The 22,494-nt window shown below is 70.9% G+C and carries 26 protein-coding genes, 2 tRNA genes and 1 pseudogene; 14 read left to right on the top strand and 15 right to left on the bottom strand.

Annotation, left to right across the window (positions count from 1 at the left end):
• Together ACLV7J_RS15185 and ACLV7J_RS15190 are read left to right on the top strand one after the other, a co-directional pair.
• The coding region (locus ACLV7J_RS15185) for an ACT domain-containing protein (RefSeq protein WP_411869905.1) at window positions 1-216 on the top strand (216 nt) is incomplete at its 5' end.
• A gap of 99 nt (window positions 217-315) precedes the next feature.
• Entirely contained in the window at window positions 316-1,314 is a 999-nt protein-coding gene (locus ACLV7J_RS15190) for a fatty acid desaturase family protein (protein ID WP_411869906.1), read from the top strand.
• Here the strand turns inward: ACLV7J_RS15190 and ACLV7J_RS15195 are convergent.
• From ACLV7J_RS15195 to ACLV7J_RS15205, 3 genes are all read right to left on the bottom strand, one after another.
• The gene (locus ACLV7J_RS15195; protein WP_411869907.1) at window positions 1,284-1,637 is read right to left on the bottom strand and encodes an Mpo1-like protein; all 354 of its coding nucleotides are present in this window, start codon (window positions 1,635-1,637) and stop codon (window positions 1,284-1,286) included. The genes ACLV7J_RS15190 and ACLV7J_RS15195 overlap by 31 nt on opposite strands.
• 28 nt (window positions 1,638-1,665) lie before the next feature.
• Entirely contained in the window at window positions 1,666-4,587 is a 2,922-nt protein-coding gene (gene ileS / locus ACLV7J_RS15200; RefSeq protein ID WP_411869926.1) for an isoleucine--tRNA ligase, read from the bottom strand.
• A 90-nt stretch (window positions 4,588-4,677) separates the two neighbouring features.
• Window positions 4,678-5,409, bottom strand: coding sequence for a Ycf66 family protein (locus ACLV7J_RS15205; RefSeq protein ID WP_411869908.1), 732 nt, complete (start codon window positions 5,407-5,409; stop codon window positions 4,678-4,680).
• A 67-nt stretch (window positions 5,410-5,476) separates the two neighbouring features.
• Between ACLV7J_RS15205 and ACLV7J_RS15210 the strand changes: the two genes are divergently transcribed.
• A tRNA-Leu gene (locus ACLV7J_RS15210) sits at window positions 5,477-5,558 on the top strand.
• 67 nt (window positions 5,559-5,625) lie between these two features.
• The gene (gene crtR, locus ACLV7J_RS15215) at window positions 5,626-6,639 is read left to right on the top strand and encodes a beta-carotene hydroxylase (RefSeq protein WP_411869909.1); all 1,014 of its coding nucleotides are present in this window, start codon (window positions 5,626-5,628) and stop codon (window positions 6,637-6,639) included.
• Window positions 6,640-6,666: 27 nt separating this feature from the next.
• Here crtR and gatC read toward each other — a convergent pair whose 3' ends face one another.
• Both gatC and ACLV7J_RS15225 read right to left on the bottom strand, forming a co-directional pair.
• A complete protein-coding gene (gene gatC, locus ACLV7J_RS15220) occupies window positions 6,667-6,960 on the bottom strand; it encodes an Asp-tRNA(Asn)/Glu-tRNA(Gln) amidotransferase subunit GatC (RefSeq protein ID WP_255127552.1) in 294 nt (97 codons plus the stop codon).
• An 85-nt stretch (window positions 6,961-7,045) separates the two neighbouring features.
• Window positions 7,046-7,828 (bottom strand): creatininase family protein, encoded by a 783-nt coding sequence (locus ACLV7J_RS15225; RefSeq protein WP_411869927.1) that lies wholly within the window; start codon window positions 7,826-7,828, stop codon window positions 7,046-7,048.
• 151 nt (window positions 7,829-7,979) lie between these two features.
• Here ACLV7J_RS15225 and ACLV7J_RS15230 point away from each other — a divergent pair, with 151 nt between their 5' ends.
• Window positions 7,980-8,276: a DUF6679 family protein gene (locus ACLV7J_RS15230; RefSeq protein WP_255127551.1), complete on the top strand. Its 297-nt coding sequence runs from the start codon at window positions 7,980-7,982 to the stop codon at window positions 8,274-8,276.
• A gap of 18 nt (window positions 8,277-8,294) precedes the next feature.
• Here ACLV7J_RS15230 and ACLV7J_RS15235 read toward each other — a convergent pair whose 3' ends face one another.
• Entirely contained in the window at window positions 8,295-8,432 is a 138-nt protein-coding gene (locus ACLV7J_RS15235; RefSeq protein ID WP_411869910.1) for a hypothetical protein, read from the bottom strand.
• Between the two features lie 251 nt (window positions 8,433-8,683).
• Between ACLV7J_RS15235 and ACLV7J_RS15240 the strand changes: the two genes are divergently transcribed.
• Window positions 8,684-9,340 (top strand): DNA-3-methyladenine glycosylase, encoded by a 657-nt coding sequence (locus ACLV7J_RS15240; RefSeq protein WP_411869911.1) that lies wholly within the window; start codon window positions 8,684-8,686, stop codon window positions 9,338-9,340.
• Window positions 9,337-10,362 (top strand): aspartate carbamoyltransferase catalytic subunit, encoded by a 1,026-nt coding sequence (locus tag ACLV7J_RS15245; protein ID WP_411869912.1) that lies wholly within the window; start codon window positions 9,337-9,339, stop codon window positions 10,360-10,362. Before ACLV7J_RS15240 ends, ACLV7J_RS15245 begins: the two co-directional genes overlap by 4 nt.
• Before the next feature lie 33 nt (window positions 10,363-10,395).
• Here the strand turns inward: ACLV7J_RS15245 and ACLV7J_RS15250 are convergent, their stop codons facing one another.
• From ACLV7J_RS15250 to ACLV7J_RS15270, 5 genes are all read right to left on the bottom strand, one after another.
• Window positions 10,396-10,710: a DUF565 domain-containing protein gene (locus ACLV7J_RS15250; protein WP_411869928.1), complete on the bottom strand. Its 315-nt coding sequence runs from the start codon at window positions 10,708-10,710 to the stop codon at window positions 10,396-10,398.
• 440 nt (window positions 10,711-11,150) lie between these two features.
• Window positions 11,151-11,351 carry a hypothetical protein gene (locus ACLV7J_RS15255; RefSeq protein ID WP_411869913.1) on the bottom strand — a complete coding sequence of 67 codons (201 nt, stop codon included), beginning with the start codon at window positions 11,349-11,351 and terminating at the stop codon, window positions 11,151-11,153.
• A 16-nt stretch (window positions 11,352-11,367) separates the two neighbouring features.
• Window positions 11,368-11,529, bottom strand: a complete 162-nt coding sequence (locus ACLV7J_RS15260) for a hypothetical protein (RefSeq protein WP_411869914.1) — start codon at window positions 11,527-11,529, stop codon at window positions 11,368-11,370.
• Window positions 11,530-11,621: 92 nt separating this feature from the next.
• Window positions 11,622-11,783: a PCP reductase family protein gene (locus tag ACLV7J_RS15265; RefSeq protein WP_411869915.1), complete on the bottom strand. Its 162-nt coding sequence runs from the start codon at window positions 11,781-11,783 to the stop codon at window positions 11,622-11,624.
• 77 nt (window positions 11,784-11,860) lie between these two features.
• Window positions 11,861-11,933: transfer RNA gene (locus ACLV7J_RS15270), tRNA-Ala, on the bottom strand.
• A 123-nt stretch (window positions 11,934-12,056) separates the two neighbouring features.
• Between ACLV7J_RS15270 and ACLV7J_RS15275 the strand changes: the two genes are divergently transcribed.
• Complete coding sequence (locus tag ACLV7J_RS15275; protein WP_411869916.1) at window positions 12,057-12,287, top strand: DUF2555 domain-containing protein; 231 nt, start codon at window positions 12,057-12,059, stop codon at window positions 12,285-12,287.
• Complete coding sequence (gene coaBC, locus ACLV7J_RS15280; RefSeq protein WP_411869917.1) at window positions 12,277-13,563, top strand: bifunctional phosphopantothenoylcysteine decarboxylase/phosphopantothenate--cysteine ligase CoaBC; 1,287 nt, start codon at window positions 12,277-12,279, stop codon at window positions 13,561-13,563. Before ACLV7J_RS15275 ends, coaBC begins: the two co-directional genes overlap by 11 nt.
• A 6-nt stretch (window positions 13,564-13,569) precedes the next feature.
• On the opposite strand, the gene ACLV7J_RS15285 is transcribed toward coaBC, so the two are convergent.
• Window positions 13,570-13,992, bottom strand: coding sequence for a hypothetical protein (locus ACLV7J_RS15285; RefSeq protein ID WP_411869918.1), 423 nt, complete (start codon window positions 13,990-13,992; stop codon window positions 13,570-13,572).
• 140 nt (window positions 13,993-14,132) lie between these two features.
• Here ACLV7J_RS15285 and psbO point away from each other — a divergent pair, with 140 nt between their 5' ends.
• The 5 genes from psbO (at window position 14,133) to ACLV7J_RS15310 (ending at window position 19,771) form a co-directional block, all read left to right on the top strand.
• Window positions 14,133-14,945: a photosystem II manganese-stabilizing polypeptide gene (gene psbO, locus ACLV7J_RS15290; RefSeq protein WP_411869919.1), complete on the top strand. Its 813-nt coding sequence runs from the start codon at window positions 14,133-14,135 to the stop codon at window positions 14,943-14,945.
• A 162-nt stretch (window positions 14,946-15,107) separates the two neighbouring features.
• Window positions 15,108-16,280, top strand: coding sequence for a sulfate adenylyltransferase (gene sat / locus ACLV7J_RS15295; RefSeq protein WP_411869920.1), 1,173 nt, complete (start codon window positions 15,108-15,110; stop codon window positions 16,278-16,280).
• A gap of 97 nt (window positions 16,281-16,377) precedes the next feature.
• Window positions 16,378-18,222 carry an ATP-dependent zinc metalloprotease FtsH3 gene (gene ftsH3, locus ACLV7J_RS15300; protein WP_411869921.1) on the top strand — a complete coding sequence of 615 codons (1,845 nt, stop codon included), beginning with the start codon at window positions 16,378-16,380 and terminating at the stop codon, window positions 18,220-18,222.
• 13 nt (window positions 18,223-18,235) lie between these two features.
• Entirely contained in the window at window positions 18,236-18,883 is a 648-nt protein-coding gene (locus ACLV7J_RS15305) for a bifunctional 4-hydroxy-2-oxoglutarate aldolase/2-dehydro-3-deoxy-phosphogluconate aldolase (protein WP_411869922.1), read from the top strand.
• Between the two features lie 66 nt (window positions 18,884-18,949).
• On the top strand, window positions 18,950-19,771 hold the full coding sequence (locus tag ACLV7J_RS15310) for a hypothetical protein (protein WP_411869923.1): 822 nt from the start codon (window positions 18,950-18,952) through the stop codon (window positions 19,769-19,771).
• Between the two features lie 15 nt (window positions 19,772-19,786).
• Here ACLV7J_RS15310 and aroC read toward each other — a convergent pair whose 3' ends face one another.
• The 3 genes and pseudogenes from aroC to ACLV7J_RS15325 form a co-directional block, all read right to left on the bottom strand.
• A complete protein-coding gene (aroC, locus tag ACLV7J_RS15315) occupies window positions 19,787-20,875 on the bottom strand; it encodes a chorismate synthase (protein ID WP_411869924.1) in 1,089 nt (362 codons plus the stop codon).
• Between the two features lie 23 nt (window positions 20,876-20,898).
• On the bottom strand, window positions 20,899-22,161 hold the full coding sequence (locus ACLV7J_RS15320) for a condensation domain-containing protein (RefSeq protein WP_411869925.1): 1,263 nt from the start codon (window positions 22,159-22,161) through the stop codon (window positions 20,899-20,901).
• Window positions 22,162-22,350: 189 nt separating this feature from the next.
• Window positions 22,351-22,494 (bottom strand): annotated as a pseudogene (locus tag ACLV7J_RS15325) (photosystem II q(b) protein); the annotation flags it as partial.

Below are 22,494 nucleotides of genomic sequence, written 5' to 3' on the forward strand. Positions count from 1 at the left end.
GTGCTCGATCGGGTGGGGGTGCTCAAGGACATCCTCACCCGCCTGTCCGACAGCCGCATCAACGTGAGCGACGCCCGGGTGCGCACCAACCCCGGCAAGCCCGCCCGCATCGACCTGCGGGTGGAACTGGCCGGCGCCAGCCAGCTGGGAACCACCATGGATCAGATCCGGGCGATGGCCGATGTGCTCGACATCGCCCGTTCAGGCATCGGCTGAGCGGCGGGACGCTCCAGCCGGGTCTGGGGAACCGCCGATCGCTGTTGCCGCGGCGTTGAAGCGGCCTAGCGTCGGAGCAGATCGTCACGCGCCGTCACGATGATTGTTCCTGCCGAGGGCGGCCAGGCCGCTGCGCTGGATCCTGCGCAGCGGCGGGCCGACCGCCTGATGACCGAGGCCATCGAGGACGCGGTGCGGCCCCTGTTTGCGGTGAACCGCGGGCTCGGCTGGCTGCGGGTGCTGGTGTTGCTGCTGCCGTCGCTGGCCTGCCTGTGGCAGTACTACGCCGAGCCGAATCTGGGGCTGGCGCTGCTCTGGCTGGTGGCCGCCACGCTGCTCTACTCCTTCCTGATGATCGCCACCCACGACATCAGCCACGCCACCCTGCTCGACCAGGGCGATCTGGAGCAGGGTCTGGGCTGTGCGCTGAGTTGGCCGATCGCCTGGCCCTATCTCACCTACCGCAACCTGCACATGCTCCATCACCGCATGAATGGGATGGACCTGCGCGATCCGGAGCGGCGCGAACCCACGGCCGAGGAGGCGGCCCAGGCGGGCCCGCTGCGGCAGCTGCACTTCCGCCATCCCTTCTGGGGGAGCGTGCTGGGGCTGGGCGGCCTGCAGTTGATCCTCTCGATGCTCTGGTTCGGCTGGAAACTACGGGCCACCCACTCCAGGCTGCGGGCCGGATTGCGGCTGGATCTGATCGGCATCCTGGTGGTGCAGGTGCTGCTGTTCACCTGGGCCTTCAGCCAGGGTCAGGTGCTGAAACTGGTGGTGATGCTGGTGGTGGTGGAGCGGCTGGTGGGGGCCGTGATGCAGGCCCGGGGCATGATCGAGCACCACGGCCTGTGGCGGAAGAGCACCACCTATGAGCTCACCCAGCTCTATACCTCCCGCAACATCGCGGCCGGGCCCCTGGTGAACTTCCTGATGGGGGGACTGCCCCACCACTCGCTGCACCACGCCTATCCCTCGATCCCCTACGACCGTCTGCCGGAGGCCTCGGCCATCGCCGAAGCCGAGCTGGCCCGGCACGGCAAACCGCCCCTGCCGCGGGTGGGCAGCTATGCCGAGGGCTTGGCTCTGCTGTTCTGAGCCCCAACCTTGCTCAGCCACCAGCGCACTCCCACCAGCAGGAAGCGGGGATCGCTGAAGAATTCCGGCGGCTTGCCCTCCACGGCGTGGCCGGCGAACTGGAGGGCCCAGCCGAGCACGAACAGCCCCAGGGCCGCCCACCACAGCACAGGCCAGGCGAAGCCCAGCGGGCCCAGGCCGAGGGAGATCACGATCAGCGGGATGCCGATCAGGTGGCAGGCCTGGTTGATCGGGTGCTGGTGGCTCTGGCCGTAGCGCTGGATCCACTCGCTCCAGGGTCTGCTGGCCAGCATCGAGCCACGGGCGCCAGGATCGGCGCCCAACCTAGACACGCCGGCCTGGTCCGGCCCCTCAGCCCAGCACCGCCACGCAGCGGCCGCAGAGGCTGGGGTGGGCGGCGTGGGTGCCGATGTCGGTTTCGTAGTGCCAGCAGCGCTCGCACTTCTGGCCCTCGGCCCGGGCGATCCGCACCGTGACGCCGCCCTCGCGGGCCTCCGCCAGCACGCCGGCCGGCGCCGCACCGCCGATCCGCACCGCCGACACCAGCAGCCAGTCCGTCAGGTTGTCGACCTGCGGATGGGTGCTGGCGGCCAGCAGGGTCAGGGCCTCCTGCAGGGGGGCGGTGTCGTCGCCGGCTTCCAGCTCCAGCTGCACCTGGGCCTCCAGGGAGGCGCCGATCCCCGCGGCCGCCTCCTGCTCCTGGCCCTTGCCGCCCTGCTTGCGGCAGCTCTCCAGCTGGCGGTTCACCAGAGCCCGCAGCTCCAGGATCCGCTCCAGCGGCGCCTCCAGGTCCGGGGCGCGCCACTCGGCCGGTGCCGTGGGCCAGCCCCGTTCGAACACCGAGCGCTCGGCCACGGGGTAGGGCAGGCTCTGCCAGATGTCCTCGGCCATGTGGCAGAGCACCGGCGCGATCAGGCCGGCCAGGCGCTCCACCACCAGGCTCAGCACCGTCTGACAGCTGCGGCGGCGGAACTCGGCCGCACCGCTCACGTAGAGGCGGTCCTTGGCGATGTCGAGGTAGACGTTGGAGAGATCCACCACGCAGAAGTTCTGCAGGGCCTGGAAGAAGCGGTAGAACTCGAAGCGCTCGAAGTCGCCCGTCACGGCGTCGATCAGGGCGGCGGTGCGCTGCAGCATCCAGCGGTCCAGCAGCGGCAGCTCGGCCACGGGGATCGCGTGGCCGCCTTCGGCCTGGGGCCGCGGATCGAAGTCGTGCAGGTTGCCCAGCAGGTAGCGGGCCGTGTTGCGCACCTTGCGGTAGACGTCCGCCAGCTGCTTGACGATCCCCGGCCCCAGGGGCACATCGGCCGAGTAGTCGACCGAGCTCACCCACAGCCGCAGCACGTCGGCGCCGTAGGCCGGCTCCTGCTTCTCGTTCTTGCCGCCCTCCACCAGCACCGCCGGATCCACCACGTTGCCCAGCGACTTGCTCATCTTGCGGCCCTTCTCATCGAGGGTGAAGCCGTGGGTCAGCACCCGTCGGTAGGGGGCCTGGCCGTTGACGGCCACCGAGGTGAGCAGGCTGCTCTGGAACCAGCCGCGGTGCTGATCGCTCCCCTCCAGATACAGATCGGCGGGGTAGTTGAGGCCGGCGCCCCGGGGGGCATCGCCCGCCAGGCCGCCGAGCACACCGGCCCAGGAGGAGCCGGAGTCGAACCACACGTCCATGGTGTCGGTGCCCTTGCGCCACTGCTCAGCCTCGCCGGCGTAGGCGGGCGGCAGCAGGCCGGCCTCGTCGCGCTGCCACCACACGTCGGCGCCGTGCTCGGCGATCAGGTCCTGGATGTGGCGGAGGGTGGCCTCATTGAGCAGCACCTCGCCCGATTCACGGTGATAGAAGACCGGGATCGGCACTCCCCAGGTGCGCTGGCGCGAGATGCACCAGTCGCCGCGCTCGCCCACCATCGCCTCGATGCGGTTGCGGCCGCTGGCCGGCAGCCACTCCACCCGGGCGATGGCGTCGAGGGCCTGCTGGCGGAAGCCCTCCACCGAGGCGAACCACTGCTCGGTGGCGCGGAAGATCGTGGGCTTCTTGGTGCGCCAGTCGTAGGGGTAGCGGTGGGCGTAGCCCTGCTCCGCCAGCAGCACGCCGGCCTCCTTCAGGGCGGCGATGATCGCCGCGTTGGCGTCCTTGAGCACGTTCAGCCCCGCGAACGGGCCCGCCTCGGCCGTGAGGGTGCCGGCCTCATCCACCGGGCAGAGCACCGGCAGCCCGTACTTCCTGCCGGTGTTGAAGTCGTCGACACCGTGGCCCGGGGCGGTGTGCACCAGGCCGGTGCCCGATTCGGTGGTGATGTAGTCGCCGCCGAGCACCACCGGGCTGCGGCGCTCCAGCAGCGGATGGCGGTAGACGATCCCCTCCAGCTCGGCGCCCTTGACCGTGACCAGCGGCTCCAGCCGCAGCGAGAGGCTGGCCTGCAGGCTCTCCACCAGCTCGGAGGCCACCACCAGGTGGTTGGAGAGGCTGTCGCTGTCCTCCACCCGGCAGATGGCGTAGTCGAGCTGGCCGTTCACCGACACCGCCAGGTTGGCGGGCAGGGTCCAGGGGGTGGTGGTCCAGATCGCCACCGAGAGGGTGATCGGCCGGCCGCCGTGGGCCGGCTGGCCGAGGGCTTCGGTTTCGAGGCCCACCGCCTTGAGCTGGGCCGCCAGCCCCGCGGGCACCTGCTCCACCGGGAAGGCCACATAGACGCTCGGGGAGGTGTGGCCGTCGGGGTATTCGAGTTCGGCCTCGGCCAGGGCCGTGCGGGAGCTGGGGCTCCAGTGCACCGGCTTGAGGCCCCGGTAGATGTGGCCCGACAGCACCATCTGCCCGAACACGCCGATCTGGGCGGCCTCGTAGTCCTTCTGCAGGGTCAGGTAGGGGCTGTCCCAGTCGGCCCAGATGCCCCAGCGGCGAAAGCCCGCCTTCTGCCCCTCCACCTGTTCCAGGGCGTAGGCGTGGGCCTTCTGGCGCAGGCTCACCGGGGTGAGGGCGGCGCGCTCGCTGCCGCTCAGCCCCTGCAGCACCTTGAGTTCAATCGGCAGGCCGTGGCAGTCCCAGCCCGGCACGAAGCGCGCCCGCTTGCCCTGCAGCAGGGCCGTCTTGTTGATGATGTCCTTGAGGATCTTGTTGAGGGCGTGGCCCACGTGCAGGGCCCCGTTGGCGTAGGGCGGCCCGTCGTGGAGGGTGAACACCGGGCCGGCGTTCTCCTGGCTGAGGCGCTCGTAGAGGCGCTGCTCGGCCCAGAACGCCTGGATCTCCGGCTCGCGCTGCTTGGCGTTCGCCCGCATGGCGAAGGGCGTCTGCAGCAGGTTGAGCGTGTCCTTGTAGGAGACGGGCGCGGAGCTGGCGGTCACGGCGCCTGGGGCAGCAACCGCCGATTATCCCGCCTGGCTGCGGGCCGCTGGGCCGGGGGCTTCCGGGGCGGCGGTGCCCGTGGCGGCATCGGTGGGGGCCTCCCCGTGCTCGGCGGCGACGAGCGCCTCGATCTCGGCGAAGCTGCTCACCACCACGGTTTCGGGCTGGGTCTCGCCGGCGGGCGCGACGGCAGCGTCGGGGGACGCCGGCTGCGGGGGTGACGGCTCGGGCGCGGCGGGCTCCGGCGTCGGCGCGGGGGCGTCCGGCTGATCGGCCGCGGCGGCGGCCGGCTTGGTCTCCGTTCCGGGTTCGGCCCGCACCCAGCGCTTGCCCGTGGCGGAGGTGCCCTGGGCCGGCCTGGCCCTGGCGGGGCGCTTGAGGGCGGCACCGAGGCCCTGGCCCGTCTCGCCCAGGGCCGCCGGCAGCTTCGCCAGGGTGGCGGTGAGCTGGCTGACGCCCGTGCGCCAGCGCTCGCTGGAGCCCAGCCGCTGCTGCTCCTCGGGCGTGAGCTGGCGCCAGCGCAGCTGCAGCACCTCACTGCCCAGCCGGCCGATCAGCAGCCCGCCGCAGAGCACCGCCAGCATCGGCGCGCCGCTGAGCCGCTCGGCGCTGGTCACCAGCACCAGGCCCAGCAGCAGCACCACGGCGCCCCAGAGGGCGTCGCGGGGGCGGCTCATCTCCGTGACCAGCAGGGGCAGCAGCAGCACCGCCAGGCCCACCAGCAGGGCCAGGCTTCCGCTGATCGTGGCGAGCATGGCGGCTGGAGTGCGGGCCCCCATTCTGGGGCGCTACCAGGGGGCCAGTCCCTACAGTCGGCCCGCTGCCCGCCTGGCGGAATTGGTAGACGCGCTGGTTTTAGGTACCAGTGGCTTCGGTCGTGGGGGTTCAAGTCCCCCGGCGGGCATCGCTCAACCCTGGGGGATTCCTAAGCTGGCCCACCAGGTTTTGTTCAACAGGTGTCTCCGGAGGCGATGACGCAAGCCTTGCTCCAGTCGCCCGAGGCCCCGTCCGTTCGGCCCAGCCTGCGCTCGGTGCCCAGGGAATTCCTGGATCCGCCGGCGCCGTGGAACCCCACCGTGGGCCTGTTCTTGGGCGGCTACGCCCTGGCGGCCGTGACGATCGCCGGCTGGTTCCGCTGGGACTGGCCGCTGCCGGCCCTGCTGGTGACGGGATTCCTGGCCCTGCACCTGGAGGGCACCGTGATCCACGACGCCTGCCACAACGCCGCCCATCCCAACCGCTTCTGGAATGCGGTGATGGGCCATGGCGCCGCCCTGCTGCTGGGCTTCAGCTTTCCGGTGTTCACGCGGGTGCACTTGCAGCACCACGCCCATGTGAACGATCCGAAGCACGATCCCGACCACATCGTGAGCACCTTCGGCCCCCTGTGGCTGATCGCGCCGCGCTTCTTTTATCACGAGTTTTTCTTCTTCCGCCGCAAGCTGTGGCGCGGCCACGAACTGCTGGAGTGGGGGATCGCCCGCGGCCTCTTTCTCGCCATCGTGCTGGCCGGCGTGAAGTTCGGCTTCATCGATTTCATCTTCAACTGCTGGTTCGCCCCGGCCCTGATGGTGGGTGTCACCCTCGGCCTGTTCTTCGACTACCTGCCCCACCGCCCCTTCCAGGCCCGCAACCGCTGGCACAACGCCCGGGTCTATCCCGGCAGGCTGATGAACTGGCTGATCATGGGCCAGAACTATCACCTGGTGCACCATCTCTGGCCCTCGATTCCCTGGTTCGAGTACCGCCCGGCGTATCACGCCACCAAGGAGCTGCTCGACGCCAAGGGCTCACCCCAGCGCCTGGGTCTGTTCGAGAGCCGTTCCGATTTCGGAAACTTCCTCTACGACATCCTGCTGGGGGTGCGCAGCCACAAGCGCCGCCGCAGCCGCCTGCGGCCCATCGCCGGGTTGCTGCCCAGCTTCCGGGCCCGCCGCCACGTGCTGGAGCTGCTGCACCGCACGGCGGTGTCGCCCCAGCGCTGAGGCCGGGGCACCAGCGGATCAGGCCGATCAGTCGGCCAGGATCTGGGGCACGCGGAAGAAGTCGCCCTCCCGCTGGGGGGCGCCATTGAGCAGCTCCTCCCGCACGGGCGTGGGCACCACCACGTCCTGGCGGGTCACGTTGACCACCTCCACGGCGCGGGTGGTGGGGGGCACGCCCTCGGTGTCCACCGCCTCCAGCTGGGCCACGTAGTCGAGGATCCGCTCCAGCTGGCCGGTGTAGGTGGCGATCTTGGCCTCGGGCAGGTCCAGGCGGGCCAGCTGGGCCACCTTGCGCACGTCGTCGGCGGTGATGTGGCTCATGGTCGGTGGGGGATCGGGGAGGGCTGGTTGAGGTGAAACCTAGGCGCTGGTGGGTGTCGGGCCGCCGGTGTGCGAGGGCGGCCCGTCAGGCCTGCGGGTCCAGCAGGAAGCGCTCCAGATCCGCCGCCAGGGCCGTGGCGGCCACCTCCAGGAAGCGGGCGCCGTGCTCGGCCGTGGCCAGGGAGGGATCGGAGCCCATGCGGCCGTCGGGGTGGCGGCGGCGGAAGTCGTCCGGACCGTGGATGGGGCCGGCGGGAGCCGCTTCGGGCAGGGGGCGCTGCTTGGCCTCCAGGCTCGGCTCCAGCTGCAGGGTGATGGCGATCTCGCTGGGGGTGGCGTGGTGCCCCTCCCGATCGCCGTAGAGCTCGCGGGCCAGCCCCATGGCCTCGGGGGCCATGAACCAGTTGGCCAGCTTGCAGCGCAGAGCGCCGGCGCTGGCCAGGCCCCGGTCGGCGGCGGTGCCGTAGGCCTGGGCGAAGGCGGCCTTGGTGGTGGCGATGTTGCCGCCGTGGCCGTTGATCACGTAGATCCGCTCGAAGCCGTGGCGCGCCAGCGACAGCACCAGGTCGTGGATCACGGCCAGCAGGGTGGCGGGCTGGAGGCTCATGGTGCCGGGGAAGCCCAGGTGGTGTTCCGCCATGCCGAAGGCCTGCACCGGTGTCACCAGCACGCCGGTGCGACGGCCCACCTCCAGGGCCACCGCCTCGGCGGTGAGGGCGTCGGTGCCGATGGCGCCGGTGGGGCCGTGCTGCTCGGTGGAGCCCAGGGGCACGATCACGCCCTTGCAGGTCTTCAGGTAGTCCTCCACCTCAGGCCAGCTGCGCAGCTGCAGGCGGATCGCCGCGCTGCTGGCCACCGGCCCGGGCAGGGCTGCCGTTCCGGTGGTGGGGCTGGAAGGGCTGGAGGGGCTGGTGGCAGCCACGACGGCGGACCGGCTCGAATCCCCCCATCATCCCTAGCATTGATGCCACCTGGCGCCGCCCCGTCCGCTGGCGCCGCGCCCCGCCGGAGCCAGTCCGATGCTTCACCGCAAGCTCTACCGCTTCCAGTGCGAGCAGCGCCCCGTGTGGGTGTTCCTGCGGGATCAGCAGCGCTGGATCGAACAGGCCCTGGTGGTGGAGCTGGAGGGCGACCTGGTGACCCTCCGCTACGACGCCGAAGAGGACGACGAGCACCAGAGCTGGGAGGAGTGCGTGCGGCTCGATTCGATCGGCGCCGTGAGCACGCGCCTGGCCTGCGTCAGCCGCAGCGCCGACGCCGAGGATCTGGCGGTCACCGGCGACTGTCCCGAGTCGGAGCAGCTGCCGAGCTCCTGAAGGCCGGGCCGGCGGGCTTCAGTGGGCCGTGCCGTTGCCGTCGTAGTCGTCGCTGTCGTAGTAACCGCCCCGGGTGCCGAAATAGAGGCTGGCGAGCACGAACAGGCCGCTGGTGGCCAGCAGCACGGTGCCGAGGTTGAGGCCGGTGGCGTCCATGCCGGATCAGGCGGAGATTGCTGGCTGCACTCTGGCGCTCTGAAGGGGATTGGCGAGGTTCTGTCGCAACCCTTGGACCTGGCGGGTGTGGATCCAGCCACGGCAGCGGGGGCGTGCAGGTGGCCGAGGCGGAGGCCCGTAGCCTCCAGCCAGCGGCGCCGACCTGATCAGCAGCGTGGGCCTGGCCAGCCAGACGCTTGGCTGTCGGTGAGAGCCCGCAACGATCTCAACCCCACCGCCTGGCTGCGTTTGTGATCCGCTCTGCCCTGCCCCGCTCCTTTTTCGCCCGCCCGGCCGAGCAGGTGGCGCCGGAGCTGGTGGGCTGCCGGCTGGTGCGGCGCCAGGCCGATGGCTCCCTGCTCTGGGGCGTGATTGTCGAAACCGAGGCCTACTGCCAGAGCGAGCCCGCCTGCCACGGGCATCGCCGCCGCAGCCCCAGCAACGAAACCCTGTTCGGTGAGCCCGGGCGGTTTTATGTGTACGTGAGCTATGGGATCCAGTACTGCGTGAATGTGGTCACCGGTCGGACCGACTGGGCCAATGGCGTGCTGCTGCGCGCTGCCGCCCTGCCAGCGGAACCGGAGCGGGTGGCGGCGGGGCCGGCACTGCTGGCCCGCCGCTTCGGCCTCGATCGCGGCCACGACGCCCAGCCCGTCGATCCCGATCGGGGCCTCTGGCTGGCCTCCCGCCCCGCCCCGTTGCAGGATCGGATGCAGCAGTGGCAGCAGGAGGGGCGTGAGGCGGTGAGGCAGACCACCCGCATCGGCATCAGCCAGGGCCAGGAGTTGCCCTGGCGCTGGTATCTGCAGCCCAGCCGCAGCGTCAGCCGCCGCGCCCGCGGTGACCGCACCCCGCCCGCCTCCGCGGCCTGGGCCCCTAGCGCCAGCTGCGGAGGCGAGCCGGCGTGAGCGGTTGGAGCCATCGCCACGTGCTCGATCTGGCGGCCTTCTCGCTGGACGACTACGCCACCGTGCTGGAGCTGGCCCAGCGCTTCCGGGCCCTGCCCACCAGCGGTGCCCGCAAGCTGCCGGCGCTGCAGGGCCGCCTGGTGACCACCTTCTTCTTCGAGCCCAGCACCCGCACCCGCAGCAGCTTCGAGCTCGCCGCCAAGCGCCTCTCGGCCGATGTGCAGAGCTTCTCGCCCTCCTCCAGCTCCCTGAGCAAGGGAGAGAGCCTGCTGGACACGGTGCGCACCTACGTGGCAATGGGGGCGGACCTGCTGGTGGTGCGTCACCGCTGCACCGGCGTGCCCGCTGCCCTGGCGCGGGACCTGGAGGCCAGCGGCGCCCGGGTGGCGGTGCTCAACGGCGGCGATGGCCTGCACAGCCACCCCAGCCAGGGGCTGCTGGACCTGTTCACCCTGGCGCGCCACTTCGCGCCGGAGCGGCCCGGTCCGGAGGCGCTGCGGGGGCGCCGCATCGTGATCGTGGGCGACGTGCTGCACTCCCGCGTGGCGCGCTCCAACCTCTGGGCCCTCACGGCCTGCGGCGCCGACGTGGTGCTGTGCGGCCCGTCCACCCTGCTGCCCGAGGCTTTCGCAGAGTTCGTGGCGGCGCCGCCGCCGGGCCAGGCCCGCGACCCGGTGGCCCAGCGCGGCCGCGTCACGGTGGCCCGCAGCCTGGAGGCGGCCCTGCCGGGGGCCGATGCGGTGATGACCCTGCGGCTGCAGAAGGAGCGCATGCACCAGCACCTGCTCACCAGCCTGGAGGCCTACCACCGCCGCTTTGGCCTCACCCACCAGCGCCTGGAGCTCTGCGGCCGGCCGGTGCCGGTGCTGCATCCGGGCCCGGTGAATCGCGGCGTGGAGATGAGCGGTGCCCTGCTCGACGATCCCGCGCTCTGTCTGGTGGATGAGCAGGTGACCAACGGCATCCCGATCCGCATGGCCCTGCTCTACCTGCTGGCCGCCGCCGAGGGGCCGGCGGGCTGAGCCGGCTGACGCCACCCGCGGGACCGCGGCTCCTCAGAGCAGCTTGAAGCCCTCCAGCAGCAGGCCGTAGAGCAGGCCGATGCGGGCCATGTCCAGCAGCTGCAGGCCGAGGCGATCGCCCGGTTGCTGCAGCAGCGGCCGGCGCCAGCGCACCGCCAGCTCGATCGCCACCACGCAGATCAGGGCGGCCAGGGGGTCGAGGAAGGCCAGGGCGCCGGTGATGGTGCCGATCGCCCCCCCGATGAAGAAGCAGCTGAGCAGCACGATCAGCAGCAGCGACAGGCGCCGCCAGGGGTTCTCGGCCCAGCGCTGCAGCCGCGCCCCCCCCCCACCCAGGCTCGCCTGCAGGCGGGTGCGCTGCGGCCGGGGCGTGGGCGCGCCCTGGCGGCTGGTGGCCGCGGCGGGCGGGGCGGCTCGGTTGGTGGTGGCGTCGGGCACGGGATGGACGGGCCCCGTCAGGAGGGTGGCAGGGAGCGATGGGCTGAAACGGCGATCCCCATCACCCCGGCCCGGCCCCTGCCAGCCCGGTTCTACACCATTTTGGCGGCAATGAGTCCCATGGGACGCCGGTCGTTGCGCCTGGCTGTGCCGAGCGCCCCTGCCTCGCCATGAAAAAAGCCCGGGCGGAAGCCCGGGCCGGGGGATGGGGACGCGGGCAGAAAAGCCTGTTCCCGTCGAATGTGCAAGCCGTCGCCCGCGGGCTTGTTGTCAAGGGGCGACATACCTCTGATGGGGCTGTCTGCCGACCCGCCGGGCGGGGCGGTCCCGGGCCGCGGCCTCCGCGGTCTTCAGCCGTCGCTGTCCTTGCTCTTGCGGGAGCCCTTGCCCTCCAGCAGCTCCAGCAGCGCCTCCATCTGGGCCATCACGCCGCGCACTTCACCGGCCTCCGGCAGCAGGCCATCGTCCATCACGCCCTGGTGCATCTCGCGCAGTTCCTGGCGGATATACCGCAGGTGGCTCACCACCTGTTCGCGCTTCGACTGCGACATGGCGTCGGGTTCCGGTTCAGGCCTCCCTTTTACCGCATCGCCCGCCGGCCAGGGCCCGGCCCAGGGCATAGGCGCCGTATCCCACCAGAACCACCGGCCTGCCCAGGGCCAGCACGGCGCCAAGGGCGCCGAGGCTCGCCAGGGTGCGTTTGCGGGGCAGGCTGCCGTTGCCGAGCACGGCGTAGACACGGCGCAGGCGCCGCGGTGGGGCCTGCGCCTGGCCGGATCGGGCTTGTCCGGATCGGCCTTGGCTGGATCGGACCTGGACGCTCATTTCTGGCCGAAGCGGGCCTTGGCGTCTTCGTAGAAGGTCAAGTCGATGCTGCCGAGGCCCGCTTCCGTGGCCATCGCCTCGATGCGCTTGCGCACAGCCGGCCGCACGAAGAAGGGCACTTCCTTCAGTTTGGCCTCGGCCTCGGTGCTCCAGTTCATCGCTGCTCCCCACGGGGAAGGACCGGCTGTGGTGCTCTGGGCGGGCCGTTGGCCACGGCCCGTGCTGCCGGTTGTCATGGAGAATAGGGGACTCGAACCCCTGACCTCTGCGGTGCGATCGCAGCGCTCTACCAGCTGAGCTAATTCCCCTGGGGCGGCGTCGGAGCGGGCTCCGGCCCTGCAGCGAAGTTATCAGCAATGGCCCTGTCCCTCCAGCCTGCTGCTGCGGTGTCCGCCTGGGCCGAGAATGCAGGGGCCCGAGCCGCTCCCGCCATGACCGAGCCCCAAGCACCGGAGGCCGGATCGATCACGCCCGAGCTGATCGCCTCCTTTGATGAGGAGGCCATCGCCGAGCTGGCTCGCCGTCTCGATGAGGACGACTACCCCACCCCCTTCGCCGGCCTGCAGGACTGGCACCTGATGCGCTCCCTGGCGATCCACCGGCCCGAGCTGGCCCGCCCCTACGTGCATCTGGTGGACCAGGAACCCTTCGATGAGGACTGAGGCCGCGACCACAGATCCGGCGTCCACGGATCCCGTGGCGGGCCCCGCCGACCCCCTGGCCGGCCGGCGCATCCTGGTGGGGATCAGCGGCAGCATCGCCGCGGTGAAACTGCCGCTGGTGGTGAGTGCCCTGGCCAAGCGCGGCGCCCAGGTGCGCTGCGTGCTCACCCCGAGCGCCGAGCGGCTGGTGAGTCCGGTGGCGCTGGCCAGCCTCAGCCGCCAGCCCTGCCACTGCGACGCGGACCAGTGGAGCCACCGGGAGCCGCGCCCCCTGCACATCGAGCTGGCGGAGTGGGCCGAGCTGGTGCTGCTGGCCCCCCTCAGTGCCACCAGCCTTGGCCGCTGGGTGCAGGGCCTGGGCGACACGCTGCTGGCGTCGCTGCTGCTGGCCACGGAGGCGCCGGTGCTGGCGGCCGCCGCCATGAACACGGGCATGTGGGCCTCCCCGGGTGTGGCCCGCAACTGGGCCGATCTGCAGGGCTACGGGCAGGTGCTGCCGCTCGGCCCCGCCGAGGGACTGCTGGCCTGCGACCGCCAGGGGGCCGGCCGCATGGCCGAGCCCGAACTGCTGCTGCTGGCCCTGGAATCCCTGGCCCTGTGGGGCTGCCGCCGCGACTGGCAGGGGCGCCGCCTGCTGGTGACGGCCGGCCCGACGCGGGAGTGGCTCGATCCGGCCCGCTGCCTCAGCAACCCCAGCACCGGCCGGATGGGGGTGCTGCTGGCCCAGGCGGCTCGGCTGCGGGGCGCCCAGGTGGATCTCGTGCACGGTCCCCTGGCCCTGCCGCCCGCCTGGCTGGAGGGCCTTCGCTGCCACCCGATCGACAGCGGCGCTGAGCTGCAGGAGCGGCTGCGGCAGCTGCAGCCCGAGGCCGAGGCCATCGCCATGGCCGCGGCGGTGGCCGACCACCGCCGTGCCGAACCCCTGGCCGCCAAGCTCGACAAGGCAAGCCTGGCCGCGGCCCTGGAGGGGGGCTGGCAGCCGGTGCCCGACCTGCTGGCGGAGCTGGTGGCGCGGCGGCCGGCGGGCCAGCGGATCCTGGGGTTCGCGGCCCAGTCGGGCGACGTTCTGCCCGAGGCCCGGGCCAAGTTCGCCCGCAAGGGCTGCGACCTGCTGTTCGCCAATCCGATCGACCGGCCGGGCGTCGGCTTCGCCAGTGCCGCCAACGAGGGCTGGCTGCTGGGCCCCGGCGCGCAGGAGCTGCGGCTGGAGCCCGCCTCCAAGCTGGCCCTGGCCCACCGGCTGCTCACCGCCCTGGGGGCCCTGCTGCCGGGCTGATGGGCTTCAGGCGGCCAGCGGCGTGTCGTCGCTGGGGCTGCTGGCGGGGTTGGAGGCCGGGCTGGTGGTGACCATCGCCGCCGTCGGCTCCTCGCGCTGCAGCAGATCCATGAAGGTGCGCAGCTGCAGCCGGGGGATGTAGGGCCAGCCGCCGCTGCGCTCCAGGTTCTGCAGCAGATCGAAGAGCTGGTTGCGGTCCGCCGGCAGGCTGGCGCGGAAGGGGCCGTCCTGGATGGTGCGGTGCAGCTCCTCGAGGCGGCGCAGCAGCGCCAGCAGGGCCTCGGGCTGGCCGTCGAGTTCGGCCGCCAGGGCGCTGAAGCCGGCGAGCAGGGCGTCGAGGCGGGGGGGCCAGCTCTCCTCGCCGGCGCCTGCGGGGAGGGGCTGGGGCGCCGCCAGGGGGGTGGCTGGTGGGCTGCTGCCGTCGCTCATGGGGCCTTCGGGCTGCAGGCCCGCCTACAGGTTGTTGAGAGCCGCGACATGGTACGCGGAATCAGGGTTTTGCACCGGTACTATCGCGAACGGGCGCACCCCCAAACAGAGGATTTCCCCTGCCAGACCGGCTTTTACCCATGCGTTTCCGTCCCCTGCTGGCCCTTGCGCTGGCGCTCTGTCTGACCCTGGTCACCGCGTGTGGCGGCGGCGCCAAGGCTGTCGAACGGGCCAACCTCACCTACGACGACATCCACAACACCGGTCTGGCCAACGACTGCCCGACCCTGCCCGAGTCGGCCCGGGGCTCCATCCCCCTGGATGGCTCGGCCAAGTACCAGCTGCGCGAGATCTGCCTGCACCCCAGCGAGGTGTACGTGAAGGGTGAGCCGGCCAACAAGCGCCAGGAAGCCCAGTTCGTGCCCAGCAAGATCCTCACCCGCTACACCACCAGCCTGGATCAGGTGTACGGCGACCTCAAGGTCTCCGGTGACGACCTCAGCTTCAGCGAGCTGGGCGGTCTGGACTTCCAGCTGGTGACCGTGCTGATGCCCGGCGGTGAGGAGGTTCCCTTCGTGTTCTCCAGCAAGGAGTTCGAGGCCAAGGCTGCCGGTGCCGCCCTCAGCACCAGCACCGACTTCACCGGTTCCTACCGGGTGCCCAGCTACCGCACCTCCAACTTCCTGGATCCCAAGGGCCGTGGTCTGACCACCGGCGTGGAGTACGCCCAGGGTCTGGTGCCCGCCGGCGATGACTTCGTGGGCGAGAGCGTCAAGCGCTACGTGGATGGCACCGGCACCATGGAGCTCTCGATCACCAAGGTCGACTCTTCCACCGGTGAGTTCGCCGGCGTGTTCACCGCCATCCAGCCCTCCGACACCGACATGGGCACCAAGAAGGCCCTGGACGTGAAGATCACCGGCCAGCTCTACGGCCGCCTCGAGAAGGCCTGAGCCTCCGCTCGCCTGACGTCTCCGAGGGGTCCCGCCAGGGGCCCCTTTTTCATGCCCGCTTCCCGGATGCTGGGCCCTGCCCCAATCCCCGCCGAGGCGTCGGGACCGGGCCGGCGGACCACTCTGGGAGAATCCACCGATTGCCCCGCTCACCCCGCCGCCATGACCACCAGCGCCGCCCCTACCCGATCCCACGGCCTGATCCCCGCCCATGGCGGCACCCTGGTGGACCTGCGGGTGCCGGCCGAGCAGCGCGAGGCCGTGAAGGCGGGCGTGGACCACGTGGTCGAGTGCAGTGACCGCAACGCCTGTGACGTGGAGCTTCTGATGGTGGGCGGCTTCTCGCCCCTGCGCGGCTTCATGCACCAGGAGGACTACCAGTCGGTGGTGGAGAACCACCGCACCACCAGCGGCCTGCTGTTCGGGCTGCCGATCGTGATGGACACCCAGCGCGAGGACATCGCGGTGGGCCAGAAGCTCCTGCTCACCTACCGCGGCCAGGAGCTGGCGGTGATGACGGTGGAGAGCAAGTGGGAGCCCGACAAGGCCCGCGAGGCCCTGGGCTGCTACGGCACCACGTCGCTGGAGCATCCCGCCGTGAAGATGATCGCCACCGAGCGCGGTCGCTTCTATCTAGGCGGATCGATCGAGGGCCTGGAGCTGCCGACCCGCGTGTTCCCCTGCAAGTCCCCGGCCGAGGTGCGCGCCACCCTGCCCGACAACGAGGACGTGGTGGCCTTCCAGTGCCGCAACCCCATCCACCGGGCCCACTACGAGCTGTTCACCCGCGCCCTGCACGCCACCAATGTGAGCCAGGGCGGCGTGGTGCTGGTGCACCCCACCTGCGGTCCCACCCAGGACGACGACATCGCCGGCGAGGTGCGCTTCCAGACCTATGAGCGCCTGGCCGAGGAAGCCGCCAACCCCCGCATCCGCTGGGCCTACCTGCCCTACTCGATGCACATGGCCGGCCCCCGTGAGGCCCTGCAGCACATGATCATCCGCAAGAACTACGGCTGCACCCACTTCATCATTGGCCGTGACATGGCCGGCTGCAAGAGCTCGATCACGGGCGACGACTTCTACGGCCCCTACCAGGCCCAGGATTTCGCCCGCGACCAGGCCACTGAACTGGGCATGGAGACCGTGCCCTCCCTCAACCTCGTGTACACGGAGGAGGAGGGCTACGTGACGGCCGAGCATGCCGAGGCCCGTGGCCTGCACGTGAAGAAGCTGAGCGGCACCCAGTTCCGCCAGATGCTGCGCAGCGGCGAGGAGATCCCGGAATGGTTCGCCTTCCGTAGCGTGGTGGAGGTGCTGCGCTCGGCTTCCTGAGCCCGCAGCCCTGACCAGAGCCGGCCCCAGCGGCCGGCACCCGGCCGATCCTGAGGCCGGTTAACATTCCTTTACTACCCAGAGCGGAGATCGCAAGGTGAAGAAGCGCTGGCGGAACGCGGGGCTCTACGTGCTCCTGGCCGTGGTGGTGATTGCCGTGGGCACCGCCTTCCTGGATCGTCCCGATCCGGCCAACGCCCCCCGCACCCTCCGCTACAGCGACTTCGTGGAGGCCGTGCAGGGCAACGAGGTCTCGCGGGTGCTGATCTCCCCCGACCGCGGCACCGCCCAGGTGGTGGAGAACGACGGCCAGCGCGCCGTCGTCAACCTGGCCCCCGACAAGGATCTGCTCAAGCTGCTCACCGACCACAACGTCGACATCGCCGTGCAGCCCAGCCGCGAGCCGGCGGCCTGGCAGCAGGCGATCGGCAGCCTGATCTTCCCGCTGCTGCTGCTCGGCGGCCTGTTCTTCCTGCTGCGGCGCGCCCAGGGCGGCGGCGGCAACCCCGCCATGAACTTCGGCAAGAGCAAGGCGCGGGTGCAGATGGAGCCCCAGACCCAGGTGACTTTCGGCGATGTGGCCGGTATCGAAGGCGCCAAGCTCGAGCTCACTGAAGTCGTCGACTTCCTCAAGAACCCCGATCGCTTCACCGCCGTCGGCGCCAAGATCCCCAAGGGTGTGCTGCTGGTGGGCCCTCCGGGCACCGGCAAGACCCTGCTGGCCAAGGCCGTGGCCGGCGAGGCCGGCGTGCCCTTCTTCTCGATCTCCGGTTCGGAGTTCGTGGAGATGTTCGTGGGCGTGGGCGCCAGCCGCGTGCGCGACCTGTTCGAGCAGGCCAAGAAGAACGCCCCCTGCATCGTGTTCATCGATGAGATCGATGCCGTGGGTCGCCAGCGCGGCGCCGGACTCGGCGGCGGCAACGACGAGCGGGAGCAGACCCTCAACCAGCTCCTGACGGAGATGGACGGCTTCGAGGGCAACACCGGCATCATCATCGTGGCCGCCACCAACCGCCCCGACGTGCTGGATGCGGCGCTGATGCGTCCCGGCCGCTTCGATCGCCAGGTGGTGGTCGACCGCCCCGACTACGCCGGCCGCCTGCAGATCCTCGGCGTGCACGCCCGTGGCAAGACCCTCGCCAAGGACGTGGACCTCGACAAGATCGCCCGCCGCACCCCCGGCTATACCGGTGCCGACCTGGCCAACCTGCTCAACGAGGCGGCCATCCTGGCGGCCCGCCGTCAGCTCACCGAAGTGTCGATGGATGAGGTGAACGACGCCATCGAGCGGGTGATGGCGGGCCCCGAGAAGAAGGACCGGGTGATGAGCGAGCGCCGCAAGCGGCTGGTGGCCTACCACGAGGCCGGCCATGCCCTGGTGGGCGCCCTGATGCCCGACTACGACCCGGTGCAGAAGATCTCGATCATTCCCCGCGGCAATGCCGGCGGCCTCACCTTCTTCACTCCCAGTGAGGAGCGGATGGAGTCGGGCCTCTATTCCCGCACCTACCTGCAGAACCAGATGGCCGTGGCCCTGGGTGGTCGCGTCGCCGAGGAGATCGTCTACGGCGAAGACGAGGTGACGACCGGCGCCTCCAACGACCTTCAGCAGGTGGCCCGCGTCGCCCGCCAGATGGTGACCCGCTTCGGCATGAGCGATCGCCTCGGTCCGGTGGCCCTGGGCCGCAGCCAGGGCGGCATGTTCCTCGGCCGCGACATCGCCGCCGAGCGCGACTTCTCGGAAGACACCGCCGCCGCCATCGACGAGGAAGTGAGCCAGCTGGTGGCCGAGGCCTACCGCCGCGCCACTCACGTGCTGAGCGGCAACCGCTCCGTGCTCGACGAGCTGGCCGAGCTGCTGGTGGAGAAGGAAACCGTGGATGCGGAGGAGCTGCAGGAGCTGCTGATCCGCTCCGATGTGAAGGTGGCCGAATACGTCTGATCGGCTCGCCCCTGTGGCCGATCACCCCGGGGATCCCTCCGGTCTGATTGCCAGCCTGCACCGCCAGCCCCTGCTGGCGGTGCTGCGCCCCAACTCAGCCCCCGAGGCCCACCGCCAGCTGCAGCAGCTGCAGGCGGTGGGCCTTCTGCATGTGGAGCTGGCGGTGCCGATCCAGCCCGACGCCGCCTGGATCGACCTGGGCCTGGATCTCGTCCAGCGCTTTCCCGCATTGCGGCTCGGGGCGGCCTCGATTCGAACCCTGGCGCAGCTGGAGGCCGCCCGCGCCGCGGGCCTGGCCTATGGCGTGTCGCCGATCCTCGAGCCGCCCCTGATCGAAGCCGCCCAGCGCTGGCGGCTCACCCTGGTGCCGGGCGTGTTCAGCCCCACGGAGGTGCACGGCGCCCAGCAGCTGGGCTGTGGGCTGGTCAAGCTCTACCCGGCCGCCACGCTGGGGCCGCGCTACTGGTCGTCGTTGCGGGGACCGCTGGGTCCGCTGCCCGCCTGCATCGCCGCCGGTGGCCTCGACTGCGCCGACGTGCTGGTCTGGCTGGCGGCGGGAGTGGCCGGGGTGGCCCTCGGCTCCAGCCTGTTCGCCGATGGGGGCCTCGATCCCAACCTGGCGGAGCTGTTGGCTCGGCTCCGGAAGCGCGACGAGGGCTGACCGTTGTCAACGTGAGAGTGGAGTGTTAGCAATGAGACAGCACTGCGTTCTTCGCCGCGTTCTTCCATGTCTCAGCTCACGATCACCCTCAGCGACAAGGCGGACGCCCTGATCGCCCAGCTGCAGAAGGAGATCTTCAACCGCCGCCGCAAGAAAGTGAGCGCCGCTGGTGTGGTGGAGACGCTGGTGGAGAGCGGTGCCAAGTCGCAGTCGGACAAGCGGTTCGCCACCTCCTGGCGCAACCTGATCGCCGACATCGAGAAGGCGGCCAAGGTGGCCGATGCTCATGGCAGCAAGCCCGCCAACCTCAGCGACGCCGAGTGGGCCCTGGTGCTGAGCCACCGCACCCGCACCACCAGCAGCGCGGCCAAGGCGGCGGCGCCGAAGGCGGCGAAGGCCGCCACGAAGGCGGGGGCAAAGCGAGCGGCATCATCCGGCGCGAAGGCCGCCGCGAAGCCATCGGCGCGCTCGACCGCCAAGTCGTCGCTGACGGCGGCGGCAACCACGAAGTCCGCCAGCAAGCGCAGCAAGGCCGCACCCAAGGCCACCGCCACGACGACGAGCCAGGCAGCCGCGAAGACAACTCCCAGGACAGCCGCCAAGGCCCCGGCCCGCAAGGCCAAGTCCACCGCCAGCCCTGCCCAGGCTTCCTCCACCGCGGTGTCGCGCTCCACGAAGGCGACCAAGGCCAAGCCCGCCGCAAAGGCCTCCGGCACCCGCAAGGCCAGTGCCGGCCAGGCCAAGAAGGGCTCGACCTCCTCGGTGGCCAAGCGCATGGCGAAGGCCGTGAGCCGTCTCGGTTCGGCGGCCAGCGCCTCTTCCGCGCCGGAGGCTCCTGCCGCTGGGCCCAGCAGCAACGGGGTCGGCGAGCTGGCCGCCGTCAGCTGAGGCCGGAGCGGCCGCTCACCACAGGCTGCACTGCCCCTGCTGGCGCAGCAGGTGGTCGGCCAGCACCAGGGCCACCATCGCCTCCACCATCGGCACGGCCCGCGGCAGCACGCAGGGATCGTGCCGACCCTTCGCCTCCAGGGTGGTGGCCTCGCCGCGGGCGTTGATCGTCTGCTGGGCCTTGCGGATCGTGGCGGTGGGCTTGAAGCCCACCCGGATCACGATGTCTTCGCCGTTGCTGATGCCGCCCTGGATGCCGCCGGAGTTGTTGGTGGCGGTGCGCAGGGAGCCGTCATCGGTGGCGAGGAAGGCATCGTTGTGTTCGCTGCCCTTGAGCAGGGTGCCGCCGAAGCCCGAGCCGATCTCGAAGCCCTTGGTGGCAGGCAGCGACATCACCGCCTTGGCCAGGTCGGCCTCCAGCTTGTCGAACACCGGCATGCCCAGCCCCACGGGCACGTTGCGCACCACGCACTCGATCACGCCGCCGCAGGAGTCGCCTTCGCGGCCGATCGCCTCGATCCGCTCGATCATCCGCTCCGCCACAGCGGCATCCGGGCAGCGCACGATCGTCGACTCCACCGTGTCGAGGGTCACGGTGGAGGGATCAATGGCGGCTTCGATCGTGTGGATGCGCTGCACCCAGGCGATCACCTCGGTGCCGTGGGCCCTGGCTAGCAGCTGCTTGGCGATGGCGCCGGCGGCGACGCGGCCGATCGTCTCCCGGGCGGAGGCGCGGCCGCCGCCGCTGCGGGCCTGGATGCCGTACTTGGCCTGGTAGGTGGCATCGGCGTGGGAGGGGCGGAAGGCCACTTCCACCTCCTTGTAGTCCTGGGGGCGCTGGTCCTTGTTGCGCACCACCATCGCGATCGGGGTGCCGAGGGTCACGCCGTCGAGCAGACCGCTGAGGATCTCGACCCGGTCGTCCTCCTTGCGGGGGGTGGTGATCTTGCTCTGGCCGGGCTTGCGGCGGTCGAGTTCGGCCTGGATGGCGTCGAGATCGAGCTCCAGCCGCGGCGGGCAGCCATCCACGATCACCCCAACGCCACCGCCGTGGGACTCACCGAAGGTGCTGATGCGAAAGAGCTGGCCGAAGCTGCTGCCCATGGGAAACCGTGGTTGGCGACAGGTTAGGAAGCGACGTGACGCCGCTCCGGAGCCGCTACCGCCAGCAGGCGCCGTTTCATGGCGGCCATCACCGCCAGGGCCTGGTGCTCCTCCAGCTGCTGTTCGATGTGGAAGCAGGTGAGCATGAGCCGATCGCGGAAGCTCAGGGCACCCAGCACGGCCAGGGGCCTGTCCGGCATGGCGATGGGTTCGATGTTGGCCACGAAGAACAGCCGCTCCAGCTCCACGCGTCCGTGCTGGGCCTCAACGGGAACCTTGCCGAGGTTGGTGATCAGACCGCCCTCGCGCCAGGAGCGCTGCCACAGCTCACGTGGGCTGGGGGTGTCCGCCAGAGCCGCGCTGATGGTGTTCAGGGCCTTGATCGGGGTGCCGTCGCGGAGCTGCTGCTGCAGCACCCCGTGGAGCTGGCTGGCCAGGTGGTCGAGGGGGGCGCTGGGATCCACCGTGATCGGGGTGTCCACGCAGACCCGCAGCAGGCGCATCAGATCCCAGGGCAGGGTCGGCTGGGCCAGGCCCCGCAAGTTGACCACCGTGTGGGCAGTGGTGTGTGGGTGCAGCAGTCCGTGCTGCACGAGGGCCTGCAGAAAGGCGGCATGCAGGGTGGCGTTGAGGCGCAGCCCACGCTCCCGACTCCACCCCAGCAGCGCCCTGCTGGCCTCGGCCGACAGTTCCTCCAGCACGTAGCCCGTGCTGAGCCCGGCATCCTGGCGCTCCGGCAGGGCCTGCACCGGAAAGGCCCCATGGCGAGCCGTGGCAAAGGTGTTCTCCAGGTCGAGGGCCGGCTCCACTCCGTCCCTTCCCCAGGCGGGTGCGTCCGCTGCCCCCGGGATGGCTCCGAGCAGCTGGAACAGTTGCTGCACCAGGGCCATCGCCGAGAGCCCATCGGCAATGGCGTGGTGAAAGGTCAGCAGCAGCTGGCCCTGGTCGGCCCCGCGCAGCCAGCTCACCCGCCAGAGGGGTTCGCCGGCCGCGTCGAAGCGTTGCCGCAGCGCCGCCATGGTGGGCGGTTTCCAGGCCTGGCCGGCGTCCTCGGGCAGGGAGAGCATCTGGATGGGCACGGGGTGGCCGGTGGGGGTGAAACGGCAGTTGCGGCCCTCCCACTCCAGGGTGCTGCCCAGCAGACGGTGCTGGCCCTGCAGGGCTTTGAGGCCCTGCTCCAGGGTCTCGATGGCGAGGGGGCCCCGGTAGGCCGCAATCACCGTGAAATTCATGTTGCCTGAGCTGCCGGAATCCAGCAGGCACTCGGCCCGTTCGATCACATTCATGGGGTGGGCCGCTGCTCTGGGGCTGCCAAGGGGCTGACGCCCCACCTTGGCGCCACGCCCTGGCTGTGGCCTGGGGACCGCCAGAAACTTTCCTGGAGGCCACCGGCACGCCGGCCGACAAAAAAAGCCCCCGCCGAGGCGGGGGCAGAGGGAACTGGATCAACCCAGGACCGGAGAAGCCGTGAGGCTTCAGCCGATGGCGGGGGCGGTCAGCGCCACGGGGGTGGCGGTGGCAGCAGCCAGGTCGAGGGGGAAGTTGTGAGCGTTGCGCTCGTGCATCACTTCCATGCCCAGGCCTGCACGGTTCAGCACGTCGGCCCAGGTGTTCAGGAC

It is taken from the genome of Vulcanococcus limneticus LL (genome assembly GCF_943369875.1).
Classification (GTDB): Bacteria; Cyanobacteriota; Cyanobacteriia; order PCC-6307; family Cyanobiaceae; genus Vulcanococcus; species Vulcanococcus limneticus_A.